At 34.5% G+C, this 13,870-nt stretch carries 9 protein-coding genes; all 9 read left to right on the forward strand.

Annotated features, from left to right (window positions below; all coding sequences use genetic code 11):
* Positions 1 to 86: 86 nt before the first annotated feature.
* The 9 genes from C8D70_RS13965 to C8D70_RS14005 all read left to right on the forward strand — a co-directional run bounded on the left by C8D70_RS13965 (position 87) and on the right by C8D70_RS14005 (position 13,870).
* Positions 87 to 1,094 (forward strand): hypothetical protein, encoded by a 1,008-nt coding sequence (locus C8D70_RS13965; protein WP_110367699.1) that lies wholly within the window; start codon positions 87 to 89, stop codon positions 1,092 to 1,094.
* Between the two features lies 1 nt (position 1,095).
* Positions 1,096 to 2,235: an EpsG family protein gene (locus tag C8D70_RS13970; protein ID WP_228402470.1), complete on the forward strand. Its 1,140-nt coding sequence runs from the start codon at positions 1,096 to 1,098 to the stop codon at positions 2,233 to 2,235.
* 202 nt (positions 2,236 to 2,437) lie between these two features.
* A complete protein-coding gene (locus C8D70_RS13975) occupies positions 2,438 to 5,866 on the forward strand; it encodes a T9SS type A sorting domain-containing protein (protein WP_110367700.1) in 3,429 nt (1,142 codons plus the stop codon).
* Positions 5,867 to 6,143: 277 nt separating this feature from the next.
* Positions 6,144 to 8,705 carry a type I DNA topoisomerase gene (topA, locus tag C8D70_RS13980; RefSeq protein WP_076595502.1) on the forward strand — a complete coding sequence of 854 codons (2,562 nt, stop codon included), beginning with the start codon at positions 6,144 to 6,146 and terminating at the stop codon, positions 8,703 to 8,705.
* A 370-nt stretch (positions 8,706 to 9,075) separates the two neighbouring features.
* Positions 9,076 to 9,378: a hypothetical protein gene (locus C8D70_RS13985; RefSeq protein ID WP_110367701.1), complete on the forward strand. Its 303-nt coding sequence runs from the start codon at positions 9,076 to 9,078 to the stop codon at positions 9,376 to 9,378.
* 232 nt (positions 9,379 to 9,610) lie between these two features.
* A complete protein-coding gene (locus C8D70_RS13990) occupies positions 9,611 to 10,360 on the forward strand; it encodes a helix-turn-helix transcriptional regulator (protein WP_228408031.1) in 750 nt (249 codons plus the stop codon).
* 15 nt (positions 10,361 to 10,375) lie between these two features.
* Positions 10,376 to 11,707 (forward strand): hypothetical protein, encoded by a 1,332-nt coding sequence (locus C8D70_RS13995; RefSeq protein ID WP_136521250.1) that lies wholly within the window; start codon positions 10,376 to 10,378, stop codon positions 11,705 to 11,707.
* A gap of 107 nt (positions 11,708 to 11,814) precedes the next feature.
* Entirely contained in the window at positions 11,815 to 12,252 is a 438-nt protein-coding gene (locus tag C8D70_RS14000) for a transposase (RefSeq protein ID WP_110367704.1), read from the forward strand.
* A 547-nt stretch (positions 12,253 to 12,799) separates the two neighbouring features.
* Positions 12,800 to 13,870: a formimidoylglutamase gene (locus C8D70_RS14005; RefSeq protein WP_076595507.1), complete on the forward strand. Its 1,071-nt coding sequence runs from the start codon at positions 12,800 to 12,802 to the stop codon at positions 13,868 to 13,870.

Consider the following 13,870-nt stretch of genomic DNA (forward strand, 5'->3'; position numbering starts at 1 on the left):
AAATATTCTACTTTTGCAAAAGTTCCCTTTTGAAAAATGTATTTTAAACCACCATTATTATTAAAAAATAAGAATCTGTTTTAGATATGTTGAAAAGAAATGATGAAAAAATAAACGGATTTCTATTTGTAATAGTACTTCCGATTCTGTTGTTTGCCATGTCTTATTACGGATTTGAATCTTCCTACACAAGACTGAAAACATCAGAGACAACCCCTGATTTTTTATTCTCCTCGGTATATGCTTACAGAGTGATTCCTAATTATCTGAGTGTACAGATGACAGATTTGATGTACAATCTGATCAACGGCCCACTTTCTTTCTTCAAAGATTTCTTATCAAAAAACGGAACCCCTTTTTATCATGGGCTTTTCCTGATGAACAGTGTGTTCTTTATTTTGTGTTCTTTGACTTTGAATGCTATCTTCCGGATGAAATCAACAGGGCTTTTGCTGAACCTTAATGCAAGGAGAATTATTCATCTTCTATCTGTGTTTTTTATTGTGATAACACAGTATGCACCTACAAACTGTGATACCATTGCACTCTTCTGTTATCTGGCGGGCGTGTTTTTGACTCTTAAATATGTAGACACAAGAAAAAAAGTTTTCTATTTTATTCTCATTGGTCTTATCGGAATCTCTACTTTGGTAAGAGAAACAGCCTGCCTGAATATTGCTTTTTTTGCTGCAGTTTTTTTCAATATAGATGAGTTGAAAAAAGGAAATTATCAGGTTGTCTGGAAGATTATACCACTGGTTGTTGCTTTTCTGATTCCTTATCTGGGGTTGAGAGCCCTGCTTGTTCAGGATGAAACTACTTTTGTGGAAGGGTTTTATATTAACAGAAATTTTTCCAGTCCTTTTAACCTTGCAGGATTAGCCTTTGCATTAATAGTGATTTATTTTATATATGGTCTTTGTACTGAAGAAGAAAACAGAAGTGTTTTTGGAAAGTATTTTTTCTTTTCCATTCCTTATCTTCTTATGATTACTTTAGTAGGGCTTTTCTGGGAAGTAAGGCTTTTCCTGCCACTAATTCTGACCGGGATAATTACAGCATATCATCAGTTTAAAAAAACATCAGAGATTTAGCATGAGTTTACTACATCCATATTATATAATTGCAATCGTCTATATGCTGTTCTTCAGTGTTCAGGAAGTGTATGGCAGGAAGGTTGATAAAAAGTGGTTCTGGTTTCTTGCTGTTTATTTTATTATTATTGTCGGTCTTAGAGACAGTGTAGGCCCGGATTACGGAAGTTACAAAGGAATTTATATTTACTCTGACACCAAAAGTTATTACAGTATCTTTATGAAGATGCTCCATATGGAAGGAACAGAAACTTTGGATGTGGAATGGTTATATACTTTGATTAATAAAGTACTTCTCAACTTTTTTGATGCACCTTTTTATATGTTAACACTGGTTATTGCTATTTTTGCGATGATCTTTAAAGTAGAATATACAGAAGATAATACTTTTTATCCCTTTACTTTTACCCTTTTCATGTTTATTCCCAACTTCTTTATCGGGGAAAGTGGGCAGATCAGACAAAACCTGGGTACCTTTATCGTTTATTTTGCAATACGGTATATTAAAGAACGAAAACTCTGGCATTATCTGTTTTTTATTTTTATAGGATCGGGTATACATAGTGTTTGTTATTTATTTCTGCCGATGTACTGGCTGGCTCGCGTTCCGTTAAATAGAACAGTGATGTTGATTATGATTGTAGGTTCTGTCTTTTTATCTCCATTTGAAATATACAGAAGCTTTGGTGGTTTATTAGATGGTATGGCCTCTAACAGTACGCTTGTAGAAGGATTCAACGGGTATATGGATGAAACGGTACAACGACTTAACGGAGGAATTGGAATCCCGGAGGTCATGATGGCTATCCTTACTTTCTTCCTTTTTGTTTTTGATACCAAGATGAAAGAGCTGTATCCCTACTATGAATACCATAGGAACTATGCCGTAGTTGGTATTTGTCTTTATTTTATTTTCAGAAATAACCCCATCTTCTCATCCAGACTTGCAGGAGCATTTATTGGGTTTTCGTATATCATTATTCCGAATGCAATGTATGTTGTTTCCGGAAGGGTTAAAAATATGATATATGCATTTATTATTGCACTTGTTGTCTTTAATTTTGTTATCTTCTCTATATTTAATAATATTATAGGCGGACGATTTTCTATTGACCTTTATCAAAATCATATTCTTCCATAGAATTTTGTAGATTAAAATATAAAGACAGCTTAAGGCTGTCTTTTTTGTTTAAAGACTTCTTGTTATTTACTTTGTTTACTGGGTTTGTTTTGTATTATTAATAACATAATTTAAATATGATGTTTTTATTTATATAATAAATCACTTTTTATTGAATCAGGCTTAAAAATTGCATTCATTAAAGACACTAAAACCCTAAGGTATGAAAAGGTTAGCTGGAAAATTAGCGGCAGTCATCTGCCTGATATTATTTGGAATCAGTTCCAAAGGTAATATCAAAGAAGATCTTCACTCAGTAAGACATATAAGAACAATATGGCTTACTGGGAATAAGGACTCATTGAATAAGCCACTGTATGAACTAATCCCATTATTTCTTCCGGATTGGAAAAAAGCACCTAACAGTTATATCTTTGATCCCAGTCAGAACAATGAAGGATTATTGATTCCTGTAAAAAAAGCCTATGCTATGTGGGAAGGAGGCGGATATCTTAACGGGACCGGTATTCCGGCTGGGACGGTAACTGCAGATGTTTTGTGGGAAGATGTTCATGGACTTATAAAATCCGGGGTAAATTACACTCTTGAAATAACAGGAGCAGGGCAGGATGCCAAGATAAAAGTGCCTGTCAATAAGGCAAAAAAAGGAAATGCGGTGGTAGCTCTCAAGGTAAACGGAGAGATTTACTGGAGCTGGCATATCTGGGTAACGGATGATCCTACCAATGGAGTTACCTATAGAAGTTTCAATAATATTAAAAGAATGAAGTCGGATGGCACAACAGAAGTTATCCCGGACTTCGACTGGAAATGGATGGATAGAAATCTGGGTGCCGTCACAAGTTCTATCACATCATCAGACTGGAATAGGAGCATTGGACTTCTTTACCAGTGGGGAAGAAAAGATCCCATTCCACCCTTGGTAACAAGAGGGAATGATTTCTATGAAGCTTCAGGATCCATAGGCAGAGTAAGGCATAGGGGAGCAAAAAATATGACCAATGCTGTAAGTATTGATGATCTGAGGAAATTTGTTCTGCTTTCCGCCGCAGAGATAACCAATAATATAAGACTTTCTGTAAAAAATCCATTGAGTCTTATTTATGTTAATAAAGATGATAACTCAGGTCAGGCTTACTACAATAATAACCTCAATCTTCCTGTTAATTGGTTTGGTAAATCAACAACTTTACCCAGTAACAGGCTTTCAGAGCTCAATCTTTGGTCTGATAATGCACAGGGGAAAATTGAAACCGTTTACAATACCGATAATAAAACAAAGCCTTACAGAGATAAATCCCCTTATGATCCCTGTCCCAATGGATGGCGTATACCTTCTATGCTGGTTGCAAATCTGGCTTCTCCCTCTTATGTGGATGATATCAGAATAGACTTTTCGCCTTTCGGAGTGAAAACCAATATGGCGAAAAATGTTTTTGAAACCAATAAATATCATATCATAAAGCCTACTGATACGGGAGTTCCGTCTTTCATGGCTGGATTTAGAATTTATCCTAATCTTGGCTTTGATCTTTCAGCGGTCGGTGGATATAATATGGGGGTCTTTCCCGGAAACGGACAGCTTATCAGAGGTGCTCATTTAGGACAATATAGTGATCAGCATCATATTGCATTGTGGACAGCTACTTTGGCCCGATTGTTCGATGCTTCTCCTGCTGTTACCGTAAGAGGACTTTCCATGATTCCGGATAAAGGACAGCCTGATATTCCGGATCCTAACTATCCTGATATTAAAGGACGTTATTATTACTTTCCTATGTCCGGAATGTATACTTCAGATGCAAATGGCTGCAGATGTATAAAAGATCCGCTATACACTATTAATGATTATGATTTTCCAACAGAATATCTCCCAGCAGCTACAGAATACAAAGAAGGTTTCAATAACCCGAATACTTACCAGGTTGTTAAAAGCGAAACAGGTACTACTATTGAAATTCCGGTCAGTAAAGCGTTCTCCGTACAAAGCCAGTTGCTGGATAATATTGAAATATTAAATCCCTCCAATTTTAATAATTTAAAAACCAATGTGCTATGGACTACCAATACCGCCCTTATCAGTAGAATTTCAATGATCAATCCCTCACCTTCATCACTACAGGATATTGGTAATTCTAAAATATCTGTAGAAATTGCTCCCGATCAAAGCGGAAATGCTGTTGTAACATTGCATAATGGCAGTATATCTTCACCGGTCTATTGGAGCTGGCATATCTGGGTGACGGATTCTCCGGTAGAATCTTCTACTTATACTACAGAAACTCCTGCGGCAGTTACAAATTATGTAAACTATGTTAACAAAGCTGATGTTGCATTACAGACTGTTTTTATGGATCGTAATCTAGGGGCAACAGATGTTTTTCCAAACGTAGCTAATCCTCAGGCACCCACTGCTGATGAACTGTTAAAAATACGTGCCTCTACAGGGTTGCATTATCAATGGGGAAGGAAAGACCCTATTCCTCCATTCCAGTATGCGGATAACAGAAGTTTTTATAATGTGTTTCTTGGAACTCCTGCTCCCAAAGGAGCTGTTTCGTATAGTACACTTGATCAGTCTGACTATAATGATCTTTCAGGAAATTATATAGTACCTTATAACACTTATGCGTCAGCATCAAATGTACAGGTAACCGATAAGCCGGCAGAAAGAATCTCCAAGATCCTGTCCTACTCTGTGAAGAATCCTCTGGTATACATGATCCCAAGTACTTTTGCCCCTTACAACAGTACAACACCTAATTACACCAACGGTACAGACTGGCTGGCACAAGAACCTAATTTAGCTCCTGACAGATGGGGAAGAGGAGGTAAGAAATCTCCTTTTGATCCTTGTCCTGAAGGATGGAGAGTCCCGGATCTGACGAGTGTTGCTCTGGTTTCAGGAGCTGATTTCGGACAGACACCATGGTATAAAAAAGATAAAAATGTAGCAACATCATACAGTATTGCCACTGATTATTCAGGAATAAGGGTGAGAAATTCAGCCAATGCTACAGTAGGGTATATCTTTAATAACTCGGTATATCCCATAGGAAGCTATCCGGATTCCGGATCAAGAGGATTCAGAAGTGTGATGGCCAATCAGACTGCACAGGGAACATTTAATGTGCTCAACTTTCAGTATCCGGCTGTATGGACTGCCGCTTTAAATTCAAATTACATTGGAAGATCTATTAATGTGCTGTTTGATGCAGCCTCTACAACCAATAGGATGATAGTATTTCATGATAATAATGATCCGTACTTCGGAACGGGATGCCGATGTGTGAAAATAGAATATGATGCCAATGGTAATGAAGAAGGTCCCGCATCAGGAATTAAGGTTATATCTAATAGTTCTAAGAGTGCTAAATTGATGAAAGTAAATGAGAAACCTAAGGTAGTTCAAAACAAAATTTCTCTATATCCTAGCCCTTTTTCCAATATTCTTTACATCAGGGCTGCGGAAGATAAAGAATACAGTTTTGAGATTTTTAATGCCTTGGGACAATTTGTACAATCGGGACATTTTATTAACAACCAGACAGACCTTTCCTATTTAACTGCCGGAGTTTATTTAATAAGAATAAATAATTCAGAAGCAATTGTGAAAATTATAAAACAATAAATCTTACAAATAAAGTATGAAAAGCAGAATAAGGTTTCTTTTTCTGCTTTTTTTATAGAGCAGGATATTTCTTACATCTATTATGCCTGATGAAAAATTCTATACCAATCAATGTTGGTCATTGTATAACAGTCTAAAACCTATGCTGTAAAGGATTTGTTTCTTTAAAGAACTTGTGATGAAAGAGAGTATAAACTACCCTGATTGATAAATTAAACCTGTTTAACAAAAAGTATATAATAAAAAAGCTTTACTTTTGCAAAAATTTTTAGTTAGAATGTCGAAAAATTTAGTAATCGTAGAGTCCCCGGCAAAAGCAAAAACTATTCAAAAATATCTAGGAAAGGATTTTGAAGTGAAATCCAGTTTCGGACACATCCGTGATCTTCCTAAAAAAGGAATGGGGATAGACCTTGCCACATTCAGTCCTGATTACGAAGTTTCAGCAGACAAAAAGAAATTAGTAACCGAATTGAAGGCCGCCGTAAAGAAAGCCGATATGGTATGGCTTGCTTCCGATGAGGACCGCGAAGGAGAAGCTATTGCATGGCATCTTGCGGATGAATTGAAACTGAAGCCTGAAAACAGAAAAAGAATTGTTTTCCACGAGATTACCAAAAACGCCATTCTAAAAGCAATCGACAATCCAAGAGATATTGATCAGAATTTAGTGAATGCACAGCAGGCGAGAAGAGTGCTGGACAGAATCGTAGGTTTTGAAATGTCACCCGTTTTATGGAAAAAAGTAAAACCGGGGCTGTCTGCAGGTAGAGTTCAGTCTGTAGCAGTTAGGTTAATTGTTGAAAGAGAAAAAGAAATCCGTGAGTTTACGCCAAAAGCAAGCTTTAAGCTTGATGGGATCTTTTTAAATAAAACAGAGCAGGAAATTGCTGCCAAACTGAAAAAAGATTTCGAAAAAGAAGAAGAAGCAGAAAAATTCCTGGAGCAGGCAAAAACTACAGAATTTAAAGTTCTGAATGTGGAAACAAAGCCAGGTACACGTTCAGCTTCGGCTCCGTTTACAACCTCTACATTACAGCAGGAAGCTTCATCAAGGCTTGGATATAATGTAACCAATACCATGCGTCTGGCACAGAGACTGTACGAAGAAGGGTTTATTACCTATATGAGAACAGACTCTGTAAACCTTTCCCAGGAAGCTATTGAAGGAGCTAAAAAACAAATCATATCAGAATACGGAGCAGAATATTCTTCTCCAAGAAACTATACTACAAAATCAGCTTCAGCACAGGAGGCTCACGAAGCCATCCGTCCTACAGATTTTGGAGTAAAAACCGTAGCTGATGCACAATTAAACAGATTGTATCAATTAATTTACAGAAGAACACTGGCTTCTCAGATGGCTAATGCCAAAATTGAAAAGACAGTGATTGAAATAGGAAATGCATCATTGCCGCATCACTTTGAAGCACAGGGAGAAGTGATCATATTCGACGGTTTCCTGAAAGCTTACGGAATTGTGAAGACTGAAGAGGAGGATGAGGAAAACAATGATAAGTTGTTGCCGAAAGTAAGTGTGGGAGAAGTCTTAAACTATAAAACCATTACGGCTACTGAAAAGTTTACAAGACCAAGTGCAAGATATACTGAAGCCGGATTGGTGAGAAAACTTGAAGAATTGGGGATTGGTAGACCCTCTACTTACGCTCCCACAATTCAGACGATTCAGAACAGAGAGTACGTAGATAAAAGAGAAATCGAGCCGCAGACCCGTGAAGTGATCAAAATGTCTTTAGCAAAAGATAAGATCAAAAAAGTAGTTCTTGAAGAGAAATTCGGTGGGGATAAAAATAAATTCGTTCCTACAGACATCGGTGAAGTGGTAAATGATTTCTTAACAGATAATTTCAGAGAAATCCTTGACTACGGCTTCACAGCAAGAGTAGAAGAAAGCTTTGACGAAATTGCAAGCGGTGATCAGAAATGGAAAGAAATGATGACCAATTTCTATTCAAAATTCCATCCAAGAATTGAAGATGTTGAAGAAAATGCAGACCGTGCAACCGGAGACAGATTGCTAGGTGTAGATCCAAAGACCGGTAAAAATGTTCATGCAAGAATCGGAAGATTTGGAGCAATGATCCAGATTGGGGAAACTGATGATGAAGAAAAACCAATCTTTGCTTCATTAATGACAGGGCAGAATATTGCAACGATTACTTTTGAAGAAGCACTGGAGTTGTTCAAGTTGCCTTTCGATTTAAATGAAGTTGACGGACAGCCTGTTTCTGTAGGTGTTGGTAGATTTGGACCTTATGTAAAATGGGGCGAAACATATATCAGTATTCCGAAAGGTGAAGATCCGCTTTCTGTAGATCAGAAACGTGCCGAGGAAATCATCAATGAAAAGAAGATTGCTGATGCTCCGATTGCTACGTATAAAGGAGAACCGGTAACAAAAGGATCTGGAAGATTCGGACCGTTTATCAAGTACAAAGATATTTTCGTGAATGTGCCTAAAAGATATGATTTTGAAAATCTTTCACAAAGTGATATCAATGAACTGATTGATGCTAAATTGGAGAAAGAAGCCAACCGATATATCCAGCAATGGGAAAAAGAAAAGATTTCCATTGAAAACGGAAGATGGGGGCCTTTCATCAAGTTCGGAAAAGCTATGTTCAAAATTCCGAAGAAAGCAGACGATACAAAATATGATGCAGAAGAATTAAAAGAACTTTCTTTAGATGAGGTTAAAAAATGGATTACAGATCAGGATCCTAAAGCTTTTGCAGAAAAGAAAAAACCTGCAGCTAAAAAATCCACTACAGCAAAGAAAACAACAGCTGTAAAAAGACCGGCGACTAAGAAGAAATAAACAAGCTCTAATAAAATAGAAAAGCACAGATTTTTGTCTGTGCTTTTCTATTTTTAGAATATCAGATATTATGTAAAGTTATGTGTTCTTAACTTTTTTATTGAGAATCACTTCAGAAAAATATAAAAATTAATAACGGTAATAGATGGAAAATTCCTATTATAGAGAATTATTATTCATAAATAGTTATTTTTACTTATTTTCGAATATATGCCTGTAAATGAAAGATATACTTGTAAACCCTTTTTTTTAGTGCCTCAACCATTTATTTCTAGATGGTGGTATTACAGAAAGTACAGTTCATAAACTCTTTAAATGGGAGGCGTATTTTGAAAAACCACACGAGTAAGAAAAACAAAACTATAAAATCATGTCAGAATTTAATTTTAGCGAAGAGGTTATCTCACAAACATTAGAAGAGACAAAAGGGTCACGCGAAGACAGTCAGGCAGATTGTTGTTTATCAATTGTGGAGTTAGATGTTAGCCCTGTCAACAGCACAGCTGGTTATCTTATTGTAACAGCACAATGTATATCAATTACTGTTCCGGAAATCTTTCTTGATTTAATTATTAAACGTGTTTTCAATTTAGGTAATAAACTTATCGGAACAGGTGTTTTTCTAGAATACATTTTGGGAGATTTGATTATATTTACAATAATTAAAGGATGAATTTAGGTGGTTTTTATTAATATTGTTATTAAACTTTAAATTATAATTAAATATGCTTAATGGTAGTCTTTCATATGCTAATATGGATAAAGAAGTGGAAGATGAAAAGAATTTTCTTTTTAATATCTATACGTTTGTTCTTATCATAATTTTCATTTCCAATTGTATTCTGAATTATTTCTTTCTTAAAGATTACACGTATGTAATAGTCTTTCTAATACTCATATTTATAATGTTCCTAACATTATTTTTGCCAAACAGTATTAGATTTAATAAAATATTAGTATTCCTAACATTTTATATTTTAGGTTTATTGACATTTTACTGTGACATAATTGCAGGAAAAGATGCTATGAACTACTTGTCGTATATTTCTTTGACTACAGCCATGAGCTTTTTTTTTAATTATAGGAAAGACAAGATTGCCATAATAACATTAATAGTTTCTTTTATAGTATTTTTCTTAATAAATTACTATACCAACTATTCTTTACTTCCAAATTTGCATCAAAATTTATCATTTACTGAACAGCATTATATAAGGTTTTATAAAACATTGGAAGTTGTTTTCTGTACTCTTGTTGCTGTTTATTTTATACATCGAAAAGAAAAAATCATTATAAGATATATTGTAGAAACAGAAGGTCTAAATAAACGCCTTAAAGAAAATAAGCAAATATTATCTAGGGATTTGTATGATATGGCAGTAAATAATAATCCATTATTTATCAGTTCGTTCAGCTCTTCATTTCCCAATTTCTTCAATAGTATTTTAAAAATTAACCCTCAGATTATTGCTCCCGAATTAGAAATTTGTGCTTTAATAAAGCTGGGATTAAGGACCAAAGAAATTGCCCAGGTAACAAAGTCGACGGTTAGGTCTGTTGAGAATAAAAAATATAGAATACGAAAGAAACTTAATATCCCTTCTGATGTAGATACAAATTTATTTATTATAAATACTTTCAATATTGATGATTAAAGCTTTAAAGTAGATATGAGTAGTAAATTAAGTATTAATAAGTATGTTTTTTTGCACTGCATTTTTTCGGTTTTTTTGAAATTTGCTGAAAATTATGTTATGAAAAAAATAATATTACCTATCACTTTACTCTTTCTTTTTGGTAAAGCGCATGCTCAGGTTGGGATTAATACAGTTAATCCACAAGGTGTTTTCAATGTCGATGGTGCAAAAGATAATCCATCAGCTGGAGTTCCATCTGCTGTACAACAAGCTAATGATTTTGTAGTAACTTCCTCAGGAAGTGTTGGGATAGGAACTATTGCTCCGGACAGCAGTGCAAAAATAGATATAAGTGCTTCTAATAAAGGAGCTCTGTTACCTCGTGTTGCTTTAAATTCAAACACAGATCAAACAACAATACTTTCTCCTGCTGTTGGCTTAATAGTGTATAATACAGGTGCTGGAGGACTTACAGCGGTTGGATATTTGTATTGGAATGGAAGCGAATGGAGACAAATAAGTAACTCATCTACAGCTATTGGTACACTTGGCTCTATAAGTTGTTCTGATGTTAGTTTAACACCTAGTACATATACTTCTGGAACAGCTTATACAGGAATCTTATCTATTCCTTATACAGGGGCAAACGGAGGTAATTATCCAGCCCAAAACATTGGTCCGGTGAATGGTTTAACAGCAACATTGTCTGCTGGTAGTTTTAACGTCGGAGCAGGTACTTTGAATTATACTGTTTCAGGAACACCAACTGTTAGTAGCCCTATCACAACTACTTTTCCAATCAATATCGGAGGTAAATCCTGTAATGCTACTGTTGGCCAGGGAACTACTCTTACCATTGGAGGGATTTCTGCAAATACTTATTATGCTAATTCTACAACAATGAATAATAGTGGAGCATATTTCTCTGCTAATGTTAAATATGGAGCCACGATGCCTATAATTGATGGTCTTCAGTTTGATGTAATATCGGTGGGATCTACTTACTATAAACCTATTCTTAAAAACATATCGGGTAATACTATTGTAGTTCATATTAATACAGCTGCTCATTCAGTAAATGAAGGTCGTCAGCTTATTGGTTTAAGTATTGCAAATGGCGTAGAGCAAGGTATAGATGCCAATGATATTGTATTTTGGACAGGTCCTTCATCCGGAACTTCAACAGCTCCTGTTAGTGGAACTAATTTTAATGCGGAGGTAACAGAATTATTTTTATCTGTAAGAGTTGCGACCGGAAATGGAACAACAATACCTGATACGTACAGATTCTATCGTTTTTTATACCAGATAGTGCAATTTAACGGGGAAAAAGTGTTGTTTACAACATTACAAAGGGTACTTTAACTGTTGTTGAATAATCCAAAAACATAAATTATACCTATTATAAGTAAGTTATCCCATTCCCATGATAGCTTACTTATAATTTATTGCCTTTATATAAATTTATAAAAATGACTATAATATCTAACTTTAAAGAAATTCATATAGGTTCGTATATTAAAATGAGAGTTATAGAATTGGAAATGGATATAGTGCGTATTTGTAATTTTTTTCATTGTTCAGAAACTGAAATAAAAGAAATGTATGAAAGAGAAAGTCTAGAATGTAACGTTCTTTTAAAATGGAGTAAACTATTGAAATATGATTTTTTCAGGTTGTATTCTCAGCATATAATATTGTATTCTCCTCCAGTAAATAAGATTTCTTCTTCAAAAGAAACATTTCTTCCAAGATTTAGAAAAAATATCTATACTAGAAATCTCATAGATTATATTTTAGGACTTATTAAATCAGGAGAAAAAAGTGTAGATTCTATTATAAATGATTATGGTATACCTAAAACGACATTATATAAATGGAAAACTAAATATGATGCGAAACAGCCCTAATTATAAGAAGATTTATCATGATATTATTTTAAAAATATGCCCAGAGCGGGAAACAGAATTTAATTTTTTTTAGAAAAGGAAAATCTTTTCTCTTGGGACATTGTTCGATTAGATAACTTAATCTTTCATAGCAAAGATTCGGATTCTATAATATTTGATCAAAGACATAGATCTTATGATGATGAAACAATTATTTATATAATCAATTATCAAGAAGAAAATAAACTCAATAATAGTCTTACTTCAAAATACTTTAGAATTAGCAAAAATACATTAACTAAATGGAAAAAGAGATATAAATCTTAAATGTATTTATTGGAATTCTGTTAAAAATTATTGAATGAGTGATATTTATACATATTTTAAAATGATGAATTTATATGTATACAAGATATAATTCTTATTAAACAATATATAGTATATAACCATCAACAATTTGTTGATGGTTTTTTGTGAACAAAAACATACACGTCTTACTCAGTTCCTGTGTTTTTTGTATGTTTGTTACATCAAGCAATTAATCAATTATTACAATTTAAAATAAAATATGGATTTCGAAGACTTTATCATTTCACCAAGAAATTTCAAAGCAGAAAGCTGGCAGATAGGAAATCGGATTACAAAAGATATCAGGGAAGACAGTATTGTTCTTTTATTTGTGTCAGATTATAGAGGCGTAGGCGGAGATGCTGAAGTACAGGACTTTACAGCAGTAAGAAAAGAATTTTATAAGCTTTCGCAGATGGACTTCGAAATTCCTGTTGTAGATCTGGGGGATCTGGTGTCTGGGAAATCCGTTCAGGATACTCATTATATTTTGCAGGAAGTGCTGTCGGCATGTCATTATAAAAGAGCCATTCCAGTAATTATTGGTGGTTCCAATGATTTTGCTTTCTCATTATTTTCAGCATTGAATTTTCACAAGAAAAGCATCAATTATACCCAGATCAGTAATATTATTTCTCTTCAGCAAGGAGAAACCATTAATGAACATACTTTTTTAAGTAAGATTTTTGGGGCGAAGAATTTTTCCATTAAAAATTATCATCATCTGGGGTATCAGAAACATTTGAATGAGATGGATTCTGTAAGACTCATCAAAGAAGTAGAGTTTGATATTATCAGATTGGCTGAAATGATGAATTCTACGGAAAAAACAGAACCTTTCTTCAGAAAAGCAGATCTGGTGACCGTAAATTGTGATGCTGTTGAAAGCTTTAGCGAACCTTTTTCCATGAATCCACAGGTAAATGGTTTGAACAGAAGAGAAATTTGCGCCTATATGAAAGAAATCGGGTTAAGTGAAAATCTTAAATCTGTAGGGATTTTTAATTATAATATTTATTCTGAAAACCAGCTGAACCATCAGCTTTTAGCCCAGATGTTGTGGTATCTGATTGAAGGGATCAATATCCAGCATTCCCATCCTAAAGAAAGGCATTATGAGATGTTTTATGTTTTGATAGATGACAGACAATATGCATTCAGGCGTGATACTTTCAGTAATTTGTGGTATTTTGGTGATGATGAAAATATAGAAAACTGTATTCCCTGCTCCAGAAAGGATTTTGATGAAGCTAAAAAAGGCTGGCTGAATGCAAGACTGACGAAAATTTAA

Source organism: Chryseobacterium sp. CBTAP 102 (assembly GCF_003201365.1).
GTDB lineage: Bacteria > Bacteroidota > Bacteroidia > Flavobacteriales > Weeksellaceae > Chryseobacterium > Chryseobacterium candidae.